Below are 22,833 nucleotides of genomic sequence, written 5' to 3'. Positions count from 1 at the left end.
CGACGGGCCGCGCTCCCCAAGCCACTTGAGGAGTTCCAGAGCCTCCGGAGCCCGGATCTCGATCTCCGGACCTAGGCGTCCGCGTACTTCGCGTCCGCCGCCGGGTCCAGTGCCAGGCGGTAGCCCCGTTTCACCACCGTCTGGATCAGCTTCGGCGCGCCCAGGGCCGTGCGCAGGCGGGCCATCGCCGTCTCCACGGCGTGTTCGTCGCGGCCCGTGCCGGGCAGCGCGCGCAGCAGGTCGGCGCGCGAGACGACCCAGCCGGGGCGGCGGGCCAGGGCACGTAGCAGGGACATGCCGGCCGGGGGTACGGGCCGCAGGCCGCCGTCGACCAGGACCGCGTGGCCGCGGATCTCCACCCGGTGGCCGGCCACGGGCAAGGCGCGGGCACGGGCGGGGAGTTCCTGGCACAGCAGCTGGACGAGGGGGCCGAGGCGGAAGCGCTCCGGCTGCACCGTGTCCACGCCGTGGGCCTGGAGGGGGATCGCGGTGACCGGTCCCACACACACCGGCAGGACGTCGTGGACCAGGGCCGCCAGCAACTCGTCCAGCAGGCCGCGTTCCTGCGCGCGGGAGAGGAGGGAGGCCGCGGCCGGGGCGCTGGTGAAGGTCAGGGCGTCCACACCGCGGGTGACGGCCGCGTCCAGGAGGCGGTCCAGGGGGCTGATGTCCTCGGGGGGCATCCAGCGGTACACCGGGACCGGGACCACGTCCGCGCCCGCGGCGCGCAGCGACTCCACGAAGCCGGGCAGCGGCTCGCCGTGCAGCTGCACGGCGACCCGGTGCCCGTCGACGCCCTCCTCCAGGAGGCGGTCGAGCACCTCGGCCAGGGATTCCGAGGAGGGCGACCACTCCTCCGTGAGGCCGGCCGCCCGGATGGCGCCCTTGACCTTGGGGCCGCGGGCCAGCAGCCGTACCCCGCGCAGCCGGCCGAGGAGCTGTTCGCCCAGGCCCCAGCCGTCGGCGGCCTCGACCCAGCCGCGGAAGCCGATCGCGGTGGTGGCCACCACCACGTCCGGCGCGTGGCCGATGATCTCCTTCGTGGCGGCGAGCAGTTCGCCGTCGTCGGCGAGCGGCACGATCCGCAGCGCGGGGGCGTGCACGACGGCGGCGCCGCGCCGCCGGAGCAGGGCGCCCAGCTCGTCGGCGCGGCGGGCGGCGGTGACGCCCACGGTGAACCCGGCGAGGGGACCGTGCTCGGAATGCTGCTCTTCGTCGTCCATGGGGCTCTCCTAGCTGACCGGCACGCCGACCGAGCCTGTCAACGGTGCGTGACGGGCTCGGTTCGGCTCCATGTCGCCGGTGTTACGTCACACCTCGGCATAGCCGAGCTGGGCCTTCTCCGGTGAAGCCGCCGCCGTCGCCGGAACCTGCCCGGCCGTACCACGAAGGTATACGGCCCAGGTGAGCGCGAAGCAGGCGCCGTAGAAGACGAGGAAGGCGACGAAGGCGCCGGTGCCGGAGCCGGAGGAGAGGAAGGACTGCCGGAAGGCGAGGTTGATGCCGACTCCGCCGAGCGCGCCGACCGCGCCGATCAGGCCCATGGAGGCGCCGGACAGCCGCCGGCCCTCGGCGACGGCCGCCTCGCCCTCCAGGCCCTGGGCCAGGGCCTTGGCCTGGAAGATGCCCGGGATCATCTTGTACGTCGACCCGTTCCCGAGGCCGCTGAGCACGAACAGGACGACGAACACGGACACGAACAGCGGCAGCGACTGCCGCATGCTGGCGGCCACGAGGACGGCGGTGGCCGCGGCCATGCCGACGTAGTTCCACAGGGTGATGCGGGCGCCGCCGTACCGGTCGGCGAGCCGGCCGCCGACCGGCCGGACGAGGGAGCCGAGCAGCGGGCCGACGAAGGTGAGGTACGCCGCCTGGAGCGGGGTCCGGCCGAACTGGATCGTCAGCACCTGACCGAACGCGAAGCTGTAGCCGATGAACGAGCCGAACGTGCCGACGTACAGGAACGCCATGATCCAGGTGTGGGCGTCCTTCGCGGCGTCCCTGGCCGCGCCGGTGTCGTTGCGCACCGACGCCAGGTTGTCCATGAACAGCGCGGCGAGCACGGCGGCCACGACGATCAGCGGGATGTAGATCCCCAGCAGCACACGCGGGCCGCCGCTCGCGCCGATGACGGCGAGCGCCACGAGCTGGATGACGGGCACGCCGATGTTGCCGCCGCCGGCGTTCAGACCCAGCGCCCAGCCCTTCTTCCGGAGCGGGAAGAAGGCGTTGATGTTGGTCATCGAGGAGGCGAAGTTGCCGCCGCCGATGCCGGTCAGCAGGCCCACCAGGAGGAACGTGGAGAAGGACGTCCCCGGCTGCATCACCCAGAACGCGGCGACCGTCGGGACGAGCAGCAGGGCGGCCGAGATCACCGTCCAGTTCCGGCCGCCGAAGACGGCGACGGCGAAGGTGTACGGCACGCGGGCGACCGCGCCGACCAGGGTGACCACCGAGGTCAGCAGGAACTTGTCGGCGGGGGTGAGCCCGTACTCGGGCCCCATGAACAGCACCAGCACCGACCACAGGGTCCACACGGAGAACCCGATGTGCTCGCAGAGCACGGAGAACCACAGGTTACGGCGGGCGATCCGCTCCCCGGTCGCCGCCCAGAATCCCTCGTCCTCCGGATCCCAGCGCTCGATCCAGCGGCCACTGCGACGGGTTGGGGCTGGGGTTGTCATCGCGCCTCCACGGTGCTCCGGCTGCTCGGTCTGCCGACCACTGACTGAGCCCGAAGGTAGGGAAGCCGGGTTTCCGGCCTGTGGCTGTGGGTGACCGGAAGGGAACGTTGCTCTCACGCGCCCGCCCGGTGGCCGGTGAGGCGGCCGGCCCGGGCGCCCTCAGCCGCGGAGCGCGGCGTCGAGGTCGCGCATGATCTCGCCCACACGACCCCCGCCGGCCGGCGCGGCGGGCAACCGGGCGAGCACCGCGGCGACGGCGCCGGGCACCCCCCGGCCCACCGAACCCCGACCGTCCGCGGCGTGTGCGTCAGGGCTGTCGTCCGTGACCACCGGTTCCGCGGCGCAGGCGTTCGGGCGGTCGGCGTCCGCCGGTTCCGCGGCGCGGGCGTCCGGGGTCCCCGGTTCCCCGGCACGTGCGTTCCGGCCGTCAGCGGTTGCGGCCTTTGCGGTGCCGATGCGGGCGTTCGGGCTGTCCGTGGCCACCGGCTTCCCGGCGCCGACGCGTGTGGCGGGGCCGATCGTGGCTGTCGGCTCCCCGGCGGCGCGGGTGCTCGGGGCGTGCGTGGCTGCCAGTTCTTCCGCCCGGACGGCGTGCGCCGCCGCGCCCAGTACGTGCCGGATCTGGTGAGCGCTTGCCCTGGGGTGCAGGAAAGCGGCGCCGGCCGCGTGGCTCGCCGCCCGTGCCGCCTCGGCCGCCGCCGGCGAGGCGGCCTCCCGCGCCGCCCGGTACGCCGCCCACGCGCTTCGCCGCAGGGCCGCCGTGCGCCGGCCGCCCGCCGCGAAGGCGCGGGCCGCGTCGATGGCCTCGCGAGGACGCGGATCGCCGGGGACGCTCTCCTCGAAGAGCGCCAGGACGCCGAGCGCGCAGTCCGCGGCGTAACCCGTGATCTCCCGCAGCTCGCGCGCGCTCAGCTCGATCGCGGCCGGTCCGTTCGGTTCCGTGGGCATGGCCCGATCCTGCCTCGGCCCGCCCGGCCGGGGCCAGGACGGATCGGGGCGCCGGTGGTGACGCGAACCGGGCGCGGGGGGTTCCGGCGCCCCCCGCGGGCGGGCACTGTGTGAGGAGGGGACGGAACGGTCCCCCAGCATGCTCGCGCATGGCTCCGCGCGGTTCCTGCCTAGGCGGTGACTGGCACATGGCACTCGGTGGCGCCACGCCCCCGTACGAGCTGCGGTTCGACGCCGGGCGGGTGTGTCTGGACCTCCTCGCCACCACGCATCCGGTCGAACGGCTGGACGGTACGGGCCCGTTGTGCGCGTGGATCACCGGCGTGGGGATCGTGCCCGCCGGTACGGCGCTGGACCACGCCGACGCCTCCTGGCCGGCCGGGTTCCGGGAACTGCGCGGCTGCATAGGCACGTTGGTGCGCGAGCCGCAGGCCGGGGGCACGGCGTCGTACGGGCGTGCGCTGCGGCGGGTGAACGAGGCCGCCGGGGCCGCGGTCCCGGTCGTCGTCGCCGTACGGGGGGCGGACGGCGACCTGGTACGCGAGCTGGCCGCGCCGCCCGGCTGCGCCGCGCTGCTCGCCGTCGTGGCCCGGGACGCCGTCGAGCTGCTCACCGACCCCGTGGCGAGAGCCGCCGTGCGCGAGTGCGAGGGGGACAACTGCTCCCTCGTGTACCTCGACACCTCCCGTGGGCGCCGTCGCCGCTGGTGCTCCAGCGAGGTGTGCGGGAACCGGGAGCGGGTGGCCCGGCACCGGCGGCGGACGGCGCCGGCGCGGACCTGAGGGCTCGGACCCGCCCCGGACCTGGAGTGATTTGCGCAACACCGGGTTTTAGTTGCCGTCTACACGGGCATTGTCGGGCCGCTTCGGCGATGTGTCGTAAATGTAAAGATCGGCCGGTGGGAATGTGCACCCATGTCCCGCTCGTCACGTCACTCCGGAGAAATCTGTCACTCCGGTTTGAACACCGGGCCGCCCCTGTCCGTACGGGTGGGCGAGCGACCGACTGGGGGAACCCCCGGACACCGGAGGTGGGCGTGCGCAAGGATGCGGCCGTGGCCAATGAACGTGGATCGAGGGCCCGACATCGCATGTCCTCACAGCCCTCGGAACCTGACGAGGAGTTGATGCGTGCCCTGTACCGGGAGCACGCCGGACCTCTCCTCGCGTATGTCCTGCGACTGGTCGCCGGCGATCGGCAGCGTGCCGAGGACGTCGTGCAGGAGACGCTCATCCGTGCCTGGAAGAACGCCGGTCAGCTCAATCGGGCGACCGGTTCGGTACGCCCCTGGCTGGTGACGGTCGCGCGCCGCATCGTCATCGACGGCCATCGCAGCCGGCAGGCCCGGCCGCAGGAGGTCGATCCGTCGCCGCTGGAGGTCATCCCCGCGGAGGACGAGATCGACAAGGCGCTGTGGCTGATGACGTTGTCGGACGCGCTCGACGACCTGACCCCGGCCCACCGGGAGGTCCTCGTCGAGACGTACTTCAAGGGGCGTACGGTCAACGAGGCGGCCGAGACATTGGGCATTCCGAGCGGCACGGTCCGCTCCCGGGTGTTCTACGCCCTGCGGTCGATGAAGCTGGCACTGGAGGAGCGGGGGGTGACGGCGTGATGAGCAACGGCTACGGGGGAATGCCAGGATTCGGACCGGGTGGTCCGGGTATGTCTGGCCCCATGAACCCCAGGCAGGGATCCTCGGTGCCGAGCGAGCACGAGACCGTCGGCGCCTACGCCCTCGGGATTCTCGACGACGCCGAGGCAACCGCTTTCGAGGCGCATCTCGCCGGCTGCGAGTGGTGCGCCCAGCAGCTCGACGAGCTGGCCGGGATGGAACCGATGCTGGCCGCGCTCGCGGACCTGCCCGGCTCCGGCAGCACGCCCGCGATCGGTGAGTCGCTGTCCGCCCGGCCCAGCCCGCGGCTGGCGGAGAAGCTGGTGGACGAGGTCGCCGAGCGGCGTGCCCACAAGCGCCGGCGCAGCTTCTACATGGTCGCGGCGGCCGCCGCGCTGATCATCGCCGGACCGCTGGCCGCCGTGGCCGTGAACGGCGGCTCGGACGGTGGCCGGCAGGTCACCGCGACGCCCGCCCAGGCGGCCTTCGAGACCATGTCCGACAAGAAGTCGGCCACGGACCCGTCGACCTCGGTCAGCGCGACCGTCGGCATGGCCCGCAAGGACTGGGGCACCCAGGCGGTCCTGGAGCTGAAGAACGTCAAGGGCCCGCTGAAGTGCTCCCTGGTGCTCGTCGCCAAGAACGGGCAGCGCGTGACCATGTCGTCGTGGTCGGTCCCGAACTGGGGGTACGGCATCCCGGGCGCGAAGACCGAGGAGTCCAAGAAGCCGCTCTACATCGGCGGGGCCGCGGCCTTCCAGCCGAACGAGATCGACCACTTCGAGATCGTGACCTTCGAGGGCAAGAAGCTCGTACAGGTCGACGCGTAGGCGTGCGGCGGGCTCGGTGAGCCCCTTCTTTCCGGCGTTCCCGGGTGATCCGGGGGCGCCGGACCGACGTGCCGTAGCCTGCGCCCGCTCCCTTCGCGTACGGTTGACGGCTGCCCAGCACGTCAGAAGGGGGCCCGGTGGCCGCTCAGGTTCAGCAGTCCGCGGTCGGCTCGGTACAGGACGCACGTGATTCCGTCCGCGACCGGGAGATCAGCGTCGAACAGGAACACCTGGACCGGGTGTACCGGCGGCTCGAGGAGAAGATCCACGAGGCCGAGTTCCTGATGCACGACGCGGCCCAGCGGGGCCAGGTCGGCACGCCCGGCGCGCTCGCCGAGCGCGACGCGCAGGTGTTCCGGGCCGGTGTCCATCTCAACCGGCTCAACAACGAGTTCGAGGACTTCCTCTTCGGCCGCATCGACCTGCTGCGCGGCAGGGACGGGAAGAAGGGGCCCGACGGCGCGTACACCGCGGTGGAGCCCGCCGAGGGCGCGGTGCGCGAGGACAGCACCGCCGACATCGCCGAGACCCTGCACATCGGGCGCATCGGTGTGCTGGACGCGGACTACTCCCCGCTGGTCATCGACTGGCGCGCGCCCGCCGCCGCGCCCTTCTACCGGGCCACCCCGGTGGAGCCGGGACGGGTCGTGCGGCGCCGGGTCATCCGGTCCAGGGGGCGCCGGGTGCTGGGGGTCGAGGACGACCTCATGCGCCCGGAGCTGACGGCCTACCTGGGCGGTGACGAGCTGCCGGTCATCGGGGACGGCGCCCTCATGGCCGCCCTCGGCCAGGCCCGCGGCCACACCATGCGGGACATCGTCTCCTCCATCCAGGCCGAGCAGGACCTGGTCATCCGTGCCCCCGCCGCCTCGGTCACCTACGTCGAGGGCGGGCCGGGCACCGGGAAGACCGCCGTCGCCCTGCACCGCGCCGCCTACCTGCTCTACCAGGACCGGCGCCGGTACGCGGGCGGCATCCTGATCGTCTCGCCGACCCCGCTGCTCGTCGCCTACACCGAGGGCGTGCTGCCCTCGCTCGGCGAGGAGGGCCAGGTCGCCGTCCGCGCGATCGGCTCGCTGGTCGACGGCTCGGAGGCCACGCTGTACGACTCCCCGGCCGTGGCCCGCGCCAAGGGCTCGTACCGGATGCTGAAGGTGCTGCGGAAGGCGGCCCGGGGCGCCCTGGAACTGGGGTCCGGCGCTCCGGCGGGGCAGCTCGCCCTGGACGACGACGCCGGCGACGCCGGCGACGCCGACGGCGCCGGGAGCGCCGGGGCGCGGCCGGCCGGCGGTCCGCCCACCCGTCTGCGGGTGGTCGCCTTCGGGCGCCGTATCGAGCTGGAGGCCGGCGAGCTGGACCGCATCCGCCGTACCGTCCTCGGCGGCACCGCGCCCGTCAACCTGCTCCGCCCGCGCGCCCGCAGACTGCTCCTGGACGCCCTGTGGGCGAGATCCGGCGCCGCCGGCCGGCATGCCGACCCCGAACTGGCCGCCGAACTGCGCTCCTCCTTCGACGAGGACGTCAGCACGGAGGACAGCTTCCTCGGCTTCCTCGACGCCTGGTGGCCCGAGCTGACCCCCCAGGCCGTGCTCGCCGCCATGGCCGACGAGAAGCGGCTCGGCCGCTGGGCCCGGCGGATCCTCAACCCCGGCGAGGTCCGCAAGGTCGCCCGCGCCCTGCGGCGCGACGGCCACTCGGTGCACGACATCGCCCTGCTCGACGAGCTCCAGGCGATCCTCGGCGCGCCGGCCCGGCCGCGCAGGAAGCGCGAGCCGGACCCGCTGGACCAGCTCACCGGCCTGGAGGAGCTGATGCCGGTGCGTGCGGAGTCGCAGTGGGAGCGGGCCGAGCGCCTGGCGCAGGAGCGCACCGAGTACGCGCACGTCATCGTGGACGAGGCACAGGACCTCACGCCGATGCAGTGGCGCATGGTCGGCCGCCGCGGCCGGCACGCGACCTGGACGGTGGTCGGGGATCCGGCGCAGTCGTCCTGGTCCGACCCGGACGAGGCGGCCGAGGCCCGCGACGAGGCCCTGGGCACCCGGCCCCGGCGCCGTTTCCAGCTCACCGTGAACTACCGCAACCCGGCGGAGATCGCGGAGCTGGCGGCCAGGGTGCTGGCCCTGGCCATGCCGGGTTCCGAGGCGCCGACCGCCGTGCGGTCCACCGGCGTCGAGCCCCGCTACACCGTCGTACGCGACTGTCTGGAGCGGACCGTGCGGGCCGAGGCCGAGCGGCTGCTCGGGCTGGTGGACGGCACGGTGGGCGTGGTCGTCGCGATGAACCGGCGCGAGGAGGCCCGGCGCTGGCTGGCCGGGCTCGGCGACCGGGTGGTGGCGCTGGGCAGCCTGGAGGCCAAGGGCCTGGAGTACGACGCGACGGTGGTCGTCTCGCCCGCGGAGATCGCCGACGAGTCGCCGGCGGGACTGCGCGTGCTGTACGTGGCGCTGACCCGGGCCACCCAGCAGCTGACGGTGGTGTCCGGGGAGCGCGACGAGCCGGACGGAGCGGGGGTCCCGGACCTCCTCAGGGACTGAGGGGAAAGGTTTTCCGGTGAACTCGGCGCAGCAGGAATGGTCCCGGGCAACTGTTTGTTAGCCTTGACGTGACACCGGCCCGATCCAAGCCCCCGGGCCCAACCTTCGTCGCTACGAGCGACCACTTGCCGCGAGGCGAGCATGGCGGGTCGGTGTCGTCAACGTGGGAGGCCCACGTCACTTTCGTGACGTGGGCCTCTTTCTTTGTCCGATCGACTCTCGTATGGTGGAAGTAATTTTCCGGAAACAGGCAGCCGTCGATCGGTCCCGTGAACACAACGTCCGCAATCCCGGGCGACTACCACGTACTGACCGGTAGGTGCGACGATCGGACGGCACAACTAGCGACACGGTGAAAGCAGAGGAAGTCGGCCATGGCAACGGCGCCCAGCGTCTCCTACTCGATGACGATCCGGCTGGAGGTGCCCGCGAGCGGAACTGCCGTCTCGCAGCTCACCAACGCCGTGGAGTCCTCCGGAGGCTCGGTGACCGGCCTCGACGTCACCGCGTCCGGTCACGAGAAGCTCCGTATCGACGTCACCATCGCGGCCACCTCGACGGCCCACGCGGAGGAGATCGTCGGGAAGCTGCGCGGCATCGAGGGCGTCACGCTGGGCAAGGTCTCGGACCGTACGTTCCTCATGCACCTCGGCGGCAAGATCGAGATGGCGTCGAAGCACCCCATCCGCAACCGTGACGACCTCTCCATGGTCTACACGCCCGGTGTGGCCCGCGTCTGCATGGCCATCGCCGAGAACCCAGAGGACGCCCGCCGCCTCACCATCAAGCGCAACTCCGTTGCGGTCGTGACGGACGGCTCCGCCGTGCTCGGCCTCGGCAACATCGGCCCCAAGGCCGCGCTGCCCGTCATGGAGGGCAAGGCGGCCCTCTTCAAGCGCTTCGCCGGCATCGACGCCTGGCCGATCTGCCTGGACACCCAGGACACCGACGCCATCGTGCAGATCGTCAAGGCGATCGCCCCCGGCTTCGCCGGCATCAATCTCGAGGACATCTCCGCCCCCCGCTGCTTCGAGATCGAGGCCCGGCTGCGCGAGGCCCTGGACATCCCCGTCTTCCACGACGACCAGCACGGCACCGCCATCGTCGTCCTCGCCGCCCTGACCAACGCGCTGCGCGTCACGGAGAAGGCCGTCGAGAGCATCCGGGTGGTCATGTCCGGCGCCGGCGCGGCCGGCACGGCGATCCTCAAGCTGCTGATCGCCGCCGGCGTGAAGAACGCCGTCGTCGCCGACATCCACGGCGTCGTCCACGCGGGCCGCGAGGACCTGGTGGACGCCCCCGCCGACTCGCCGCTGCGCTGGATCGCCGACAACACCAACCCCGAGGGCCTCACCGGCACCCTGAAGGAGGCCGTGCGCGGCGCCGACGTCTTCATCGGCGTCTCCGCCCCGAACGTCCTGGACGGCGACGACGTGGCCGCCATGGCCGACGGCGCCATCGTGTTCGCGCTCGCGAACCCGGACCCCGAGGTGGAGCCCGCGATCGCCCGCCAGACGGCCGCCGTCGTGGCCACCGGCCGCTCCGACTTCCCCAACCAGATCAACAACGTGCTCGTCTTCCCGGGCGTCTTCCGCGGCCTGCTGGACGCGCAGTCCCGTACGGTGAACACCGAGATGATGCTGGCCGCCGCGAAGGCGCTGGCCGACGTCGTCAGCGAGGACGAGCTGAACCCGAACTACATCGTCCCGAGCGTCTTCAACGACAAGGTCGCGGGCGCCGTCGCCGGCGCGGTCCGCGAGGCCGCCAAGGCGGCCGGCGCGACGGTCTAGACACGGCGTGCGGCTCGGTGCGCGGGGCTGTGAGCATCACCACGGCGGCCCCCCGCACCGGCGCGTCGTGGAACCGGCCGATGCCGCACGCACTCTAGGGTGACGGCCGAGCAGGCGCTTTTCGTGTGACTCCCCAGGGTGTTCTCACGACTCCTACGGGTGCCGGATTGGCTTTCCCGCCGCAGGTAGGGGCAGGATGCGTCCCTGGGCGCGAGCGCATCGGCATCGCAGTGCCTCGGGCGACGGCGCCGCGTGGCACACCCCAACGGCAAGAAATACACGGGAGTAACAACATGAACCGCAGTGAGCTGGTGGCCGCGCTGGCCGACCGCGCCGAGGTGACCCGCAAGGACGCCGACGCCGTGCTGGCCGCGTTCGCCGAGACTGTCGGCGAGATCGTCGCCAAGGGCGACGAGAAGGTCACCATCCCCGGCTTCCTGACCTTCGAGCGCACCCACCGTGCCGCTCGCACCGCGCGGAACCCGCAGACCGGCGAGCCCATCAACATCCCGGCCGGCTACAGCGTGAAGGTGACCGCGGGCAGCAAGCTCAAGGAAGCCGCCAAGGGCAAGTAAGCGTAAGCGCTCCGCTCTGAGCGCCCTCCCACGTGAGTGTCGTGGGCGACTGCGGGTCCGATCTGGCTCGTCGCGCAGTTCCCCGCGCCCCTCCGGGGCGCCTCAGCCGAAGACGCCGAAAAGGGCGGCTCCCTCCCATCGAGGGTGCCGCCCTTTCGCCGTCCGTGGGACCTGGGGTCCCTCGTCCGGATCATGCCGGGCCCGCGGGGGCCGGCCCGATCCGGACGAAAGCCCCTAGCCGAGGGCCTTGCCCGGCAGCTCGACCTTCGCGCCGAGCTCGACGAGCTTCTCCATGAAGTTCTCGTAGCCGCGGTTGATGAGGTCGATGCCGTGGACCCGGGAGGTGCCCTCGGCGGCCAGGGCCGCGATCAGGTACGAGAAACCGCCGCGCAGGTCGGGGATGACCAGGTCGGCGCCCTGGAGGCGGGTGGGGCCGGACACGACCGCGGAATGCAGGAAGTTGCGCTGGCCGAAACGGCAGTTCGAGCCGCCCAGGCACTCGCGGTAGAGCTGGATGTGCGCGCCCATCTGGTTCAGGGCGGAGGTGAAGCCGAGGCGGGACTCGTAGACCGTCTCGTGGATGATCGACAGGCCCGTGGCCTGGGTGAGGGCCACCACCAGCGGCTGCTGCCAGTCCGTCTGGAAGCCGGGGTGCACGTCCGTCTCCAGGGCGATGGACTTCAGCTGGCCGCCGGGGTGCCAGAACCGGATGCCCTCGTCGTCGATCCGGAAGGCACCGCCCACCTTGCGGTAGGTGTTCAGGAACGTCATCATCGAGCGCTGCTGGGCGCCGCGGACGTAGATGTTGCCGTTGGTCGCGAGCGCCGCCGACGCCCAGGACGCGGCCTCCAGCCGGTCGGCGAGGGCACGGTGGTCGTAACCGCCGAGCTTGTCCACCCCGGTGATGCGGATCGTCCGGTCGGTGTCCATCGCGATGATCGCGCCCATCTTCTGCAACACGCAGATGAGGTCCTCGATCTCCGGCTCGACGGCCGCGTTGGACAGCTCCGTGACGCCCTCGGCGAGCACGGCCGTCAGCAGCACCTGCTCGGTCGCGCCGACCGACGGGTACGGCAGCCGGATCTTGGTGCCGCGCAGCCGCTGCGGCGCCTCCAGGTACTGCCCGTCCGCCCGCTTCTCGATGGTCGCGCCGAACTGCCGCAGCACGTCGAAGTGGAAGTCGATGGGCCGGCCGCCGATGTCGCAGCCGCCCAGGCCCGGGATGAACGCGTGGCCGAGACGGTGCAGCAGCGGGCCGCAGAAGAGGATCGGGATACGGCTGGAACCCGCGTGGGCGTCGATGTCGGCCACGTTGGCGCTCTCGACGCGCGTCGGGTCGAGCACCAGCTCACCGGGCTCCTCACCCGGGCGGACCGTCACCCCGTGCAGCTGGAGCAGGCCGCGGACGACCCGCACGTCACGGATGTCCGGAACATTGCGCAATCGGCTCGGCTCACTGCCCAGCAGGGCGGCGACCATGGCCTTCGGCACGAGGTTCTTCGCACCGCGGACACGGATCTCGCCCTCCAGCGGGGTTCCGCCGTGGACAAGCAGGACATCGTCGTTGACGGTCATGAATCTCGCGTTCCGATGAGTTGGTCAGGGGCCGGCCGATCACTGTGCGCAGGGGCCGGGAAGACAGGGTAATCGCCGATCACCCCTCGCCCGTAAGCCCGAGGACCGCCCAGTCGCGTCATGGGCGTGTCACAACACGAACGGTTCCCCCGCGGGCACGAGGGGTCACCGGGATGCCGTACGCGCCGCGGCGGCTCCCCGTGCCCTGAGCTGCGTCCACCTCATGGGCTCCCCATGCGAGGGGAAGATGCGGGATCATGTCTGGCATGACCGAGGTGTCCTCGCTCACAGGGCGGCTGCTCGTGGCCACGCCCGCCCTGGCGGACCCGAACTTCGACCGTGCGGTGGTGCTCCTTCTCGACCACGACGAGGAGGGCTCCCTCGGTGTCGTCCTCAACCGCCCCACACCGGTGGACGTGGGCGACATCCTGGAGGGCTGGGCCGGCCTCGCCGGCGAGCCCGGCGTCGTCTTCCAGGGCGGCCCCGTCTCGCTGGACTCGGCGCTCGGCATCGCGGTGATCCCCGGCGAGGCGGACGGCGACGGCGCCCCACTGGGCTGGCGGCGGGTGCACGGCGCGATCGGGCTGGTCGACCTGGAGGCCCCGCCGGAACTGCTCGCCTCCGCGGTCGGCTCGCTGCGCATCTTCGCCGGCTACGCGGGCTGGGGCCCGGGTCAGCTGGAGGACGAGCTGGTGGAGGGCGCCTGGTACGTCGTGGAGTCCGAGCCGGGCGATGTGTCCTCGCCGGCCCCGGAGCGGCTGTGGCGCGAGGTGCTGCGCCGGCAACGCAACGAGCTGGCGATGGTGGCCACGTATCCGGACGACCCTTCGCTCAACTGATGCGTGTGAGCTTCAGTACCCTGGGCGGTATGAGCACTCTCGAGCCCGAGCGCGGGACTGGTACGGGGACCCTCGTAGAGCCGACGCCACAGGTGTCCCACGGCGACGGTGACCACGAGCGCTTCGCCCACTACGTCCAGAAGGACAAGATCATGGCGAGCGCCCTCGACGGCACCCCCGTCGTGGCGCTGTGCGGCAAGGTGTGGGTGCCCGGCCGCGACCCGAAGAAGTACCCCGTGTGTCCCATGTGCAAGGAGATCTACGAGTCCATGGGCAGCGGCGGCGACGACAAGGGCAAGGGCGGCAAGGGCGGCGACAAGTAGGCCCGGCCGGCAGGTGAGCGATGAGATCCCCGGGGCGCGCGTGAGGCGCGTCCCGGGGATCTCCGCGTTTCCGCGCACCCGACTGGTCCAGACCTCTTGTGGGGGTGCCGCCGCAGTCCCTAGCCTTCGGTGCGTTGTGCGCAGAGAAACCGCCGTTGCGCAGGGTGCAACGTGCCGTGGGTGAGGGGTTGAGGTCGTGGAACTGATTCCGGCGCCGTGCGCCGTCGAGGAACCGGCGGGCAGCGGCGTGCCGCTCGGCCCCGCCACAGCACTGTGGGCCGGTCCGGGCACGGAACGCACCGAACGCTGGCTGCGCGCGACGCTCGGCGCCGCCCTGGGCCTGCCGCTGCGCCCCGGCCCCCGGGACGCTCCCGACGGCCTGCGGCTGCTCGTGGACGGCACCCTGGAACCCGAGGCATATCGGCTCGTCATCGGCGCCGGCCGAGGTGTCGAGATCCGCGGCGGCGGACCCGCCGGGGTGTTCTGGGGCGCCCAGACGCTGCGTCAGCTGCTCGGCCCCGACGCCTTCCGGCGCGCCCCCGTACGGCCGGACGCGGCCCTCCGTGTCCCCTGCGGGACCGTCGAGGACGCCCCCCGGTTCCGCTGGCGCGGCCTCCTCCTCGACGTCGCCCGGCACTTCATGCCCAAGGACGGCGTGCTGCGCTACCTGGACCTGATGGCCGCGCACAAACTCAACGTCCTGCACCTGCACCTGACGGACGACCAAGGCTGGCGCATCGAGATCAAGCGCTATCCGAAACTGACCGAAAAAGCCTCCTGGCGGCCACGGACGAAGTTCGGCCACCGCGCCTCACCGCTCTGGGAGGAGAAACCGCACGGGGGTTACTACAGCCAGGACGACATCCGGGAGATCGTCGCCTACGCCGCCGAGCGGCACATCGCCGTCGTCCCCGAGATCGACGTACCGGGCCACTCGCAGGCCGCCATCGCCGCCTATCCCGAACTCGGCAACACCGACGTCGTCGACACCACCGCCCTCGCCGTCTGGGACACCTGGGGCATCTCCGCCAACGTACTGGCCCCCACCGACACCACCCTGCGCTTCTACGAGGGCGTCCTCGAGGAGGTCCTGGAGCTGTTCCCCGCGGACGCCGCCGGCTTCTCGGAGTTCGTCCACATCGGCGGCGACGAGTGCCCCAAGGAGCAGTGGGCCGAGTCCGTGACCGCCAAGACCCGCATCGCGGATCTCGGCCTCGACGGCGAGGCCGGGTTGCAGTCCTGGTTCATCGGGCACTTCGACGCCTGGCTCGCCGCGCGCGGACGCCGCCTCATCGGCTGGGACGAGATCCTGGAGGGCGGCCTCGCGCCGGGCGCGGCGGTCTCCTCCTGGCGGGGCTACGCGGGCGGGGCCGCCGCCGCCCGGGCCGGTCACGACGTGGTCATGTGCCCGGAGCAGTACGTGTACCTGGACCACCGGCAGGCCCCCGGCGCGGACGAGCCGGTGCCGCTCGGCTTCGTGCGCACCCTGGAGGACGTCTACCGCTTCGAGCCCGTGCCGGCCGGGCTCACCGGTCAGGAGGCCCGGCACGTGCTGGGCACTCAGGCCAACGTCTGGACCGAGGCGTTGGAGGACTCCGCCCGCGTGGACTACCAGGCGTTTCCCCGGCTCGCGGCGTTCGCCGAGGTCGCCTGGAGCCGGCTGCCCGCCCCGGCGGACCGGGACTACGCGGACTTCGACCGCCGGATGACCGCCCACTACCGGCGGCTCGACGCGCTCGGTGTCGGCTACCGGCCACCCGCCGGGCCGCGGCCGTGGCAGCGGCGCCCCGGCGTGCCCGGCCGCCCGATCGAGGGACCGCCCCCGAACAGGTAACGGAAAAACCCTGGCAGCATCACCGAAGAGTGGCAATCCGCGCGCACCGGTGATGCCGTGCGAAACCGGACCATCTCCCCGGTGAGATGGGCGAATGCCTCCTAGTGGACCCCCGCGTTCGAGCCTTGCGAAGATGTGCCAGAGTTGCGTCGTCCGCCCTGTCAGCACGTACCGTACGGCAGCACAGGCGGGACCAGGTGGGGCAGCGGGAAGGGGCAGCCGGTTTGACCACGCACGCACCGCAGGCGGCGCAGGCCGTCACGCTGCCCACGACACTGGACGAGGCCGTGGCGGCCCTCGCCGCCCTGCCCGCCGCCGTCCCCGTCGCGGGCGGCACCGACCTGATGGCCGCCGTCAACTCCGGCCAGCTCAGGCCCGCCGCCCTGGTGGGCCTCGGCCGGATCAGCGAGATCCGCGGCTGGCAGTACCAGGACGGCCACGCCCTGCTCGGCGCGGGCCTCACCCACGCCCGCATGGGCCGCCCCGACTTCGCGGCCCTGATCCCGGCGCTCGCCGCCGCGGCGCGCGCCGCGGGTCCGCCGCACATCCGCAACGCGGGCACCCTGGGCGGCAACATCGCCACGGCCGCCCCCACCGGGGACGCCCTGCCGGTGCTCGCCGCCCTGGAAGCGACCCTGATCATCGCGGGCCCGGGCGGAGCGCGCCGGGAGATCCCGGTGTCGCACCTGCTCGCCGGCATGGAGCTGCTGCGCGGCGGCGAACTCATCGGCTACGTGCGCGTGCCGCTGCTGCACGCCCCGCAGGTCTTCGTGAAGGCCACCGGACGCACCGGCCCGGGCCGCGCGCTGGCCTCCGTCGCCCTCGTCCTCGACCCCGCCCGGCGCGGCGTGCGCTGCGCCGTCGGGGCCATAGCGCCGATGCCGCTGCGGCCGCTGGAGGCCGAGCAGTGGGTCGCGCAGCTCATCGACTGGGACAACGACCGCGCCCTCGTCCCGGAGGCCCTGCGGGCCTTCGGCGAGTACGTCGCCGCGGCCTGCATCCCCGACCCGGTGCCCGAGCCCGACGGCTCGGTGACCCCGCTTCCGCCCGCCGTACTGCACCTGCGGCGCACCGTCGCCGCGCTGGCCCGACGAGCACTGGGGAGGGCGCTGTCGTGACCGACGACCAGCACGGAGAGGACGCGCCCCGCAGCGGCGGCCGCTGGGACCCGCTGCCCCAGGGCGACTACGACGACGGCGCCACCGCCTTCGTCAGGCTCCCCGAGGGCGGCATCGACGCCCTGCTGTCCGGCGACAGCCCGCTGGCCGCGCCGGGACACGGCTACGTGCCGCCGCGGATCGCGGCCAGGCACGCCGACGGCACCCCGGACGACTGGCCCGCGCCCGAGGGCGGCGCCCACTGGCCCGACCCGAACGCCGCGCCGGCCCCGCCGCAGGCCACGGACGACCGCTTCACGTACCGGCCCGGTGCCACCCAGCACTGGACCTTCGAGGAGCCCGCGGCACCGGCCGCCCCGGGGCACGACGTCACCGGGCAGTGGTCCATCCCCGTCGCGGGCGGCGACCTGCCGGACGAGTCGGGCGAGTTCACGACGTCCTCGCTGGTCGAGCAGTGGGGCGGCACCCCGCCGGCCACCCTGCCCGGCGGCGCGCCCGCGCCCTGGGCGACGGACGGCGCGGGCCACCCCTGGGACGGCCCCCCGGCCCAGCCGGCGGCCCCCGGCCACCCCGGCCCGCCCGGCCACGCCGGCACCCACCCGGCGGCCGCCGCGACGGCGCACGCGCCGGAGGCGTACGTCCCGGAGGACGGGTTCGCGCGGGAGGACGGGTACGTCCCGGAGGACGGGTTCGTGCGGGAGGACGGATACGTTCCCGAGGACGGGTACGTCCCCGAGAACGGATACGTCCGGCAGGACGGGCATGTCCGGCAGGACGGGTACGGGCAGGGCCCGGCCGGTCATGTGGAGGAAGGCCGGGAGGGGGCCGGTCACGACGACTTCGGTCCCGCCGGCGCCCCTCGCGCCGGAAGCGGGTCCGAGGAATTCGACCACGGCGACACCGGTCGTGCCGGCCCCGGTCCCGAGGAGTCCGGCCACGCCGGGAACGCTCACGTGGACGGTGCCCGTGGGGACGGCGGTCACCGCGACGGCGGCCACCCGGACGGCGCTCCGGCCGAGACCGGCCCGGCGGACGCCGGTGTGGACGACGACCCGCACGCACGGTCCACTGCCGCCCCCGGGGCGGAGACGGAGGCCCACGGCCTCGCGGAGGCCGCTGAACGCCCCGGTGACGCTCCGGCGGGCCACGGGGAGCCCGCGGACCCGGCGGCCGCCCCGCGGCCCGTGACAGCGGCGGCCATGGGCGCCCCCCTGGACCCGGACGCCCCCGCGGAGCCGCACCCGGCGGACGCGGACGACGCCGCGACACCGCGGCCCGCCGCCGACGCGCCCGCCCCGGCCGGCCCCGAGGACTCCGCCCAGGACGCCCAAGAGGCCACGGACGCCCAAGGGACCACGGACGCCCAGGAGGCCACGCACGCCCAGGGCGTACCGGACGACCAGGACGCCGCCACCGACGACACCGGGGAACCGGCCGCCGTACCCCTCCCGCCGCACGACGACCACCCCCTGGCCTCCTTCGTGCTGCGCGTCAACGGCGCCGACCGCCCGGTCACCGACGCCTGGATCGGCGAGTCGCTGCTGTACGTGCTGCGCGAACGGCTCGGCCTCGCCGGTGCCAAGGACGGCTGCTCCCAGGGCGAGTGCGGGGCGTGCAACGTGCAGGTCGACGGCCGGCTCGTGGCCTCGTGCCTGGTCCCGGCGGTCACCGCGGCCGGCAGCGAGGTCCGTACGGTCGAGGGCCTGGCCGCCGACGGGCAGCCCTCCGACGTCCAGCGCGCCCTCGCCCGCTGCGGTGCCGTGCAGTGCGGTTTCTGCGTGCCCGGCATCGCGATGACCCTGCACGACCTGCTGGAGGGCAACCCGGCGCCCACCGAACTGGAGACGCGGCAGGCCCTGTGCGGCAACCTGTGCCGCTGCTCCGGCTACCGCGGCGTGCTGGAGGCCGTCCAGGAGGTCGTCGCCGAGCGCGAGGCGTCCCAGGCCGGCCCCGGCACGGACGGGGACGAGGCACGCATCCCGCACCAGGCGGGCCCCGGCTCCGGCGGCGTCCACCCGTCGGCGTTCGAGGCGCCGGGAGTGTTCGGCACGCCGCGCGCGCCCCACGCGCCGCCCGCGTTCGACACCACCCCCGACGGCTACGGCGACACGCAGGACGCGTACGGCGACACCCCGGACGCGTACGGCGACACCCCGGGCGCGTACGGTGCGCCCGGACCGCAGGACCAGCACTACGGGCAGGACGGAGGCCAGGCGTGAGCAACGAGGCCGGCATCGCGACCACCGCGGCGGAACCCGTTCCCGAAGCCGAGCCGTCGCCGCACGGCCTCGGCGTCTCCCTGCCGCACGCCGACGCCCGCGCGAAGACCGAGGGCACCTTCCCCTACGCGGCCGACCTGTGGGCCGAGGGCCTGCTGTGGGCGGCCGTGCTGCGCTCCCCGCACGCGCACGCGCGCATCGTGTCCATCGACACCACTCACGCGCGTGAGATGCCCGGCGTCCGCGCCGTCATCACCCACGAGGACGTGCCCGGCACGCCCCGCCACGGCCGGGGCACGCCCGACCGGCCCGTGTTCGCCTCCGAGGTCGTACGCCACCACGGCGAGCCCATCGCCGCGGTCGCCGCCGACCACCCGGACACCGCGCGGATGGCCGCCGCCGCCGTCATCGTCGAGTACGAGGTGCTGGACCCGGTCACCGACCCGGAACAGGCTTTCGAGGCCGAGCCGCTGCACCCCGACGGCAACCTGATCCGGCACATCCCGCTGCACCACGGGGACCCGGAGGCGGCCGGCGAGATCGTGGTCGAGGGCCTGTACCGCATCGGCCGCCAGGACCCGGCCCCCATCGGCGCCGAGGCCGGCCTCGCCGTGCCCCGCCCCGACGGCGGCGTGGAGCTGTACCTGGCCTCCACCGACCCGCACACCGACCGCAACACGGCCGCCGCGTGCTACGGCCTGCCCCCCGACCGGGTGAAGATCGTCGTGACAGGAGTGCCCGGCGCCACGGCGGACCGCGAGGACCAGGGCTTCCAGCTCCCGCTCGGCCTGCTCGCGCTCCGCACCGGCTGCCCGGTGAAACTCACCGCCACGCGCGAGGAGTCCTTCCTCGGCCACGCCCACCGCCACCCCACCCTGCTGCGCTACCGCCACCACGCCGACGCCGAGGGCCGGCTGGTCAAGGTCGAGGCGCAGATCCTGCTCGACGCGGGCGCGTACGCCGACACCTCCGCGGAGGCGCTGGCCGCCGCCGTCTCCTTCGCGTGCGGCCCGTACGTCGTGCCGAACGCCTTCATCGAGGGCTGGGCCGTCCGCACCAACAACCCGCCCTCCGGTCACGTGCGCGGCGAGGGCGCCCTCCAGGTGTGCGCCGCCTACGAGGCGCAGATGGACAAGCTCGCGAAGAAACTCGGCCTGGACGCGGCCGAGCTGCGCCTGCGCAACGTCCTCGCCACCGGTGACGTCCTGCCGATCGGGCAGACCGTGACCTGCCCCGCGCCGGTCGCCGAACTCCTCCAGGCCGTCCGCGACGCCCCGCTGCCCGCCCTGCCCAAGGACATGCCCGAGGAGGACTGGCTGCTGCCCGGCGGCCCCGAGGGCGCCGGCGAGCCCGGCGCGGTGCGCCGGGGCGTCGGCTACGGCCTGGGCATGGTGCACATGCTGGGCGCGGAGGGCGCCGACGAGGTGTCCACGGCGACGGTCAAGGTCCACGACGGCATCGCGACCGTGCTGTGCGCGGCCGTGGAGACCGGCCAGGGGTTCACCACCCTCGCCCGGCAGATCGTGCAGGAGACCCTCGGCATCGAGGAGGTCCACGTCGCCCCGGTCGACACCGACCAGCCGCCGGCCGGCGCGGGCTGCCGGAGCCGGCACACCTGGGTGTCGGGCGGTGCGGTGGAGCGGGCGGCGAAGATGGTCCGCACCCAGCTGCTCCAGCCCCTCGCCCACAAGTTCGGCATGTCCACCGAGCTGCTCCAGATCACCGACGGCAAGATCACTTCGTACGACGGTGTGCTGTCCACGACGGTCACCGAGGCGCTGGACGGCAAGGAGCTGTGGGCGACGGCCCAGTGCCGCCCGCACCCCACCGAGCCGCTGAACGCCGCCGGCCAGGGCGACGCCTTCGTCGGGCTCGCCTTCTGCGCGATCCGCGCGGTGGTCGACGTCGACATCGAGCTGGGCTCGGTCCGGGTGGTGGAGCTGGCGGTGGCCCAGGACGTCGGCAGGATCCTCAACCCGGCCCAGCTGACGGCCCGGATCGAGGCCGGCGTGACCCAGGGCGTCGGTATCGCGCTCACCGAGAACCTGCGCACCCCGCGCGGCCTGGTCCGCCACCCCGACCTGACCGGCTACGCCCTGCCGACCGCCCTCGACGCCCCGGACATCCGCATCGTCACACTGGTCGAGGAACGGGACGTCGTCGCCCCCTTCGGTGCCAAGTCGGTCAGCGCGGTCCCGGTGGTGACGGCCCCGGCGGCGATCGCCTCCGCCGTCCGCGCGGCCACCGGCCGTCCCGTCAACCGCCTCCCCATCCGCCCCCAGGCGGCCGTGGTGGCCGACCGGTGAGCACTCCCGGCCGGGAGCCCCGCTACGAACCCCCGCCCAGCGCGGGCAAGCTGATCCTCTGGATCCTGCTGTTCGCCGCGGCGGCCGTGGCCGTCGTGCTGGGCGGGATCTACCTGACCTGAGACGTCCTTCCTGGTGAGGGCCGTTGTCAGTGGGGCGGCGTAGTGTGCGCGGCAGTCGGGGCACCTGACCGGGGGCCGCGTACGACGTGGTACGCACGCCTGTCACGCACGGGGGAGATCGCGGGGGAGCGATGAGCACGACCGAGGCCGGGATGCCGGCGATCACACTGACCGAGGCGGAACTGGACCGCTACGTCACCCACGCACCGACGCGCGGCCTGCTCACCGGTCCCGGCCTGCCCGCGGACACCGGCCCGCTGACCTTCTCCCCGCTGCGTACATACGGCCTGCGCACGCTCGCCGACGCCACGGAGGGCCCCCTCGGTCTGGCGGAGGAGCTGCGCGGCCGCCTGGTCATAGGCGAACTGCTCACCCCGGCCGGCATGCCACGCGAGTCGATCCTGCTCGACGGTGTCACGGGCGAGCTGACGACGGCCCACCTCGTCGCCCCGTCCGCCCCCTGCCCCTTCGCGCCCTCCCTGCACACGCTGCTGCGCTTCGCCGCGGTCACCGAGGAACTCGCGGGCCTGCGCGGCCGGTTCGCCGCCCTGGCGGGACGGTACGGCCCCGAGACGGCGACCGAGGCCTCCCGCAGTCTCCTCGCCCTGTTCCAGGAGGGCACGGGCGGCGAGGTCCCGCCGTACTGGAAGGCGGCGGCACTGATCCGTCCCCTCTCCCTCGTCGCCGGCCCCGGCACGGCCTCGGGCCTCACCCTCGACCTCCCCGCGCGCCTGCTGGACCAGCAGTTCGGGCACGGCAGGGTGGCCCGCTTCGAGGAGGTCGACTTCCCGGCGACGCTCACGCACGAACCGACGCGCCGCTTCCTGCGCGGGACGGGGCTGCCGGAGGAGGCGGTCTTCTTCCACGCCGACACGGACGTGCCGCTGCCGACGCTGCGGGAGTACGTCGTACAGGAGTGCGCCGGTCACCCGGCGGACCGGCTCCCGGCCCACTGCGACCACCTGATCCGCCTCGGCTGCCTGCCGGAGCAGACCAGCCTGCTGGTCGACGGGCGCACGGGTGCGGTCCTCACCTTCGACGAACCCGAGGCGACGCTCCACCCCCTCAACACCGACGTCTCCACCCTGGCGTTCACCCTGTGGCTCGTCCACCACGAGCGCACCATCGACGCCCACCTCGGCCACGAACTGGCGACCCGCGCCTACGACCACCTGGCCGCCGCCATGATCGAGACCCTCAACACCCTGGACCCCACCGGCACCCTGCCGTCCACCACCTGGCACTACTGGACGGACCTCTTCCGGGACGAGACGAGCGGGGTGTTCTGAACCCGCGGGTCCCGTGCGTCGGTCGCATCCGCCCACTCGCCCCACCCCCCTGCCGTTGCGCGTGACGCTGTCGGCACACGCGTCAGCTGGCGCTCAGTTCCCCGAGCGGGCTGTCATGGGTCTCATGGGTGGTCAACAGCGGCCATGGCCTGATCTGGAGACCGAGACGGATTCGGAGGCCTGGATGGCACCCTGGCGACTGAGTGACTGCAGCTCTGGGCAAGCCGGA

The 22,833-nt window shown here is 73.4% G+C and carries 18 protein-coding genes; 14 read left to right on the top strand and 4 right to left on the bottom strand.

Translation table 11 applies throughout. The annotated features are described in order from the left end of the window. Nucleotides 1-71: 71 nt before the first annotated feature. From ACGFT1_RS28290 to ACGFT1_RS28280, 3 genes are all read right to left on the bottom strand, one after another. Nucleotides 72-1,223 (bottom strand): uroporphyrinogen-III synthase, encoded by a 1,152-nt coding sequence (locus tag ACGFT1_RS28290; RefSeq protein WP_373911807.1) that lies wholly within the window; start codon nucleotides 1,221-1,223, stop codon nucleotides 72-74. Between the two features lie 87 nt (nucleotides 1,224-1,310). Beyond that, nucleotides 1,311-2,684 (bottom strand): nitrate/nitrite transporter, encoded by a 1,374-nt coding sequence (locus ACGFT1_RS28285; protein ID WP_373911806.1) that lies wholly within the window; start codon nucleotides 2,682-2,684, stop codon nucleotides 1,311-1,313. Nucleotides 2,685-2,843: 159 nt separating this feature from the next. Further along, nucleotides 2,844-3,632, bottom strand: coding sequence for a putative immunity protein (locus ACGFT1_RS28280; RefSeq protein ID WP_373911805.1), 789 nt, complete (start codon nucleotides 3,630-3,632; stop codon nucleotides 2,844-2,846). Between the two features lie 188 nt (nucleotides 3,633-3,820). On the opposite strand from ACGFT1_RS28280, the gene ACGFT1_RS28275 reads away from it, so the two are divergent. From ACGFT1_RS28275 to ACGFT1_RS28250, 6 genes are all read left to right on the top strand, one after another. Beyond that, nucleotides 3,821-4,414, top strand: coding sequence for an ABATE domain-containing protein (locus tag ACGFT1_RS28275; protein WP_373911804.1), 594 nt, complete (start codon nucleotides 3,821-3,823; stop codon nucleotides 4,412-4,414). A gap of 248 nt (nucleotides 4,415-4,662) precedes the next feature. Next, nucleotides 4,663-5,247, top strand: coding sequence for a sigma-70 family RNA polymerase sigma factor (locus ACGFT1_RS28270; RefSeq protein ID WP_030167252.1), 585 nt, complete (start codon nucleotides 4,663-4,665; stop codon nucleotides 5,245-5,247). Between the two features lie 62 nt (nucleotides 5,248-5,309). Further along, nucleotides 5,310-6,077: an anti-sigma factor gene (locus ACGFT1_RS28265; RefSeq protein ID WP_373911803.1), complete on the top strand. Its 768-nt coding sequence runs from the start codon at nucleotides 5,310-5,312 to the stop codon at nucleotides 6,075-6,077. A gap of 137 nt (nucleotides 6,078-6,214) precedes the next feature. Further along, entirely contained in the window at nucleotides 6,215-8,614 is a 2,400-nt protein-coding gene (locus tag ACGFT1_RS28260; RefSeq protein ID WP_373911802.1) for a UvrD-helicase domain-containing protein, read from the top strand. A gap of 374 nt (nucleotides 8,615-8,988) precedes the next feature. After that, a complete protein-coding gene (locus ACGFT1_RS28255) occupies nucleotides 8,989-10,404 on the top strand; it encodes an NAD-dependent malic enzyme (RefSeq protein WP_373911801.1) in 1,416 nt (471 codons plus the stop codon). Between the two features lie 293 nt (nucleotides 10,405-10,697). Then, nucleotides 10,698-10,979: an HU family DNA-binding protein gene (locus ACGFT1_RS28250; RefSeq protein WP_023550134.1), complete on the top strand. Its 282-nt coding sequence runs from the start codon at nucleotides 10,698-10,700 to the stop codon at nucleotides 10,977-10,979. Nucleotides 10,980-11,213: 234 nt separating this feature from the next. Here ACGFT1_RS28250 and murA read toward each other — a convergent pair whose 3' ends face one another. Further along, nucleotides 11,214-12,554 carry a UDP-N-acetylglucosamine 1-carboxyvinyltransferase gene (gene murA, locus ACGFT1_RS28245; RefSeq protein WP_356823896.1) on the bottom strand — a complete coding sequence of 447 codons (1,341 nt, stop codon included), beginning with the start codon at nucleotides 12,552-12,554 and terminating at the stop codon, nucleotides 11,214-11,216. 266 nt (nucleotides 12,555-12,820) lie between these two features. Between murA and ACGFT1_RS28240 the strand changes: the two genes are divergently transcribed. The 8 genes from ACGFT1_RS28240 to ACGFT1_RS28205 all read left to right on the top strand — a co-directional run bounded on the left by ACGFT1_RS28240 (nucleotide 12,821) and on the right by ACGFT1_RS28205 (nucleotide 22,604). Beyond that, complete coding sequence (locus ACGFT1_RS28240) at nucleotides 12,821-13,393, top strand: YqgE/AlgH family protein (protein ID WP_373911800.1); 573 nt, start codon at nucleotides 12,821-12,823, stop codon at nucleotides 13,391-13,393. Nucleotides 13,394-13,422: 29 nt separating this feature from the next. Then, entirely contained in the window at nucleotides 13,423-13,716 is a 294-nt protein-coding gene (locus ACGFT1_RS28235; protein ID WP_356823894.1) for a DUF3039 domain-containing protein, read from the top strand. A gap of 196 nt (nucleotides 13,717-13,912) precedes the next feature. Next, nucleotides 13,913-15,550, top strand: coding sequence for a beta-N-acetylhexosaminidase (locus ACGFT1_RS28230; RefSeq protein WP_373911799.1), 1,638 nt, complete (start codon nucleotides 13,913-13,915; stop codon nucleotides 15,548-15,550). 224 nt (nucleotides 15,551-15,774) lie between these two features. Beyond that, complete coding sequence (locus tag ACGFT1_RS28225) at nucleotides 15,775-16,668, top strand: FAD binding domain-containing protein (protein WP_361990652.1); 894 nt, start codon at nucleotides 15,775-15,777, stop codon at nucleotides 16,666-16,668. Next, on the top strand, nucleotides 16,665-18,887 hold the full coding sequence (locus ACGFT1_RS28220) for a 2Fe-2S iron-sulfur cluster-binding protein (protein ID WP_373911798.1): 2,223 nt from the start codon (nucleotides 16,665-16,667) through the stop codon (nucleotides 18,885-18,887). Before ACGFT1_RS28225 ends, ACGFT1_RS28220 begins: the two co-directional genes overlap by 4 nt. Continuing rightward, nucleotides 18,884-21,193: a xanthine dehydrogenase family protein molybdopterin-binding subunit gene (locus ACGFT1_RS28215; RefSeq protein ID WP_373911797.1), complete on the top strand. Its 2,310-nt coding sequence runs from the start codon at nucleotides 18,884-18,886 to the stop codon at nucleotides 21,191-21,193. Before ACGFT1_RS28220 ends, ACGFT1_RS28215 begins: the two co-directional genes overlap by 4 nt. Next, nucleotides 21,190-21,315, top strand: a complete 126-nt coding sequence (locus ACGFT1_RS28210; protein ID WP_373911796.1) for a hypothetical protein — start codon at nucleotides 21,190-21,192, stop codon at nucleotides 21,313-21,315. Before ACGFT1_RS28215 ends, ACGFT1_RS28210 begins: the two co-directional genes overlap by 4 nt. 131 nt (nucleotides 21,316-21,446) lie before the next feature. Continuing rightward, nucleotides 21,447-22,604: an SUKH-4 family immunity protein gene (locus ACGFT1_RS28205; RefSeq protein ID WP_373911795.1), complete on the top strand. Its 1,158-nt coding sequence runs from the start codon at nucleotides 21,447-21,449 to the stop codon at nucleotides 22,602-22,604. The last annotated feature ends 229 nt before the right edge of the window (nucleotides 22,605-22,833 follow it).

This window comes from Streptomyces sp. Y20 (assembly GCF_043195475.1).
In the GTDB taxonomy this organism is placed as follows: Bacteria; Actinomycetota; Actinomycetes; order Streptomycetales; family Streptomycetaceae; genus Streptomyces.
The sequence above is the reverse complement of the archived record's forward strand: the minus strand, read 5'-3'. Positions and strand labels throughout refer to the sequence as shown.

What these genes read in the sequence shown, in the direction of transcription:
- ACGFT1_RS28290 (WP_373911807.1), bottom strand. Translation starts at nt 1,223, where the DNA reads ATGGACGACGAAGAGCAGCATTCCGAGCACGGTCCCCTCGCCGGGTTC.
- ACGFT1_RS28285 (WP_373911806.1), bottom strand. Translation starts at nt 2,684, where the DNA reads ATGACAACCCCAGCCCCAACCCGTCGCAGTGGCCGCTGGATCGAGCGC.
- ACGFT1_RS28280 (WP_373911805.1), bottom strand. Translation starts at nt 3,632, where the DNA reads ATGCCCACGGAACCGAACGGACCGGCCGCGATCGAGCTGAGCGCGCGC.
- ACGFT1_RS28275 (WP_373911804.1), top strand. Translation starts at nt 3,821, where the DNA reads ATGGCACTCGGTGGCGCCACGCCCCCGTACGAGCTGCGGTTCGACGCC.
- ACGFT1_RS28265 (WP_373911803.1), top strand. Translation starts at nt 5,310, where the DNA reads ATGAACCCCAGGCAGGGATCCTCGGTGCCGAGCGAGCACGAGACCGTC.
- ACGFT1_RS28255 (WP_373911801.1), top strand. Translation starts at nt 8,989, where the DNA reads ATGGCAACGGCGCCCAGCGTCTCCTACTCGATGACGATCCGGCTGGAG.
- ACGFT1_RS28250 (WP_023550134.1), top strand. Translation starts at nt 10,698, where the DNA reads ATGAACCGCAGTGAGCTGGTGGCCGCGCTGGCCGACCGCGCCGAGGTG.
- murA (WP_356823896.1), bottom strand. Translation starts at nt 12,554, where the DNA reads ATGACCGTCAACGACGATGTCCTGCTTGTCCACGGCGGAACCCCGCTG.
- ACGFT1_RS28240 (WP_373911800.1), top strand. Translation starts at nt 12,821, where the DNA reads ATGACCGAGGTGTCCTCGCTCACAGGGCGGCTGCTCGTGGCCACGCCC.
- ACGFT1_RS28235 (WP_356823894.1), top strand. Translation starts at nt 13,423, where the DNA reads ATGAGCACTCTCGAGCCCGAGCGCGGGACTGGTACGGGGACCCTCGTA.
- ACGFT1_RS28205 (WP_373911795.1), top strand. Translation starts at nt 21,447, where the DNA reads ATGAGCACGACCGAGGCCGGGATGCCGGCGATCACACTGACCGAGGCG.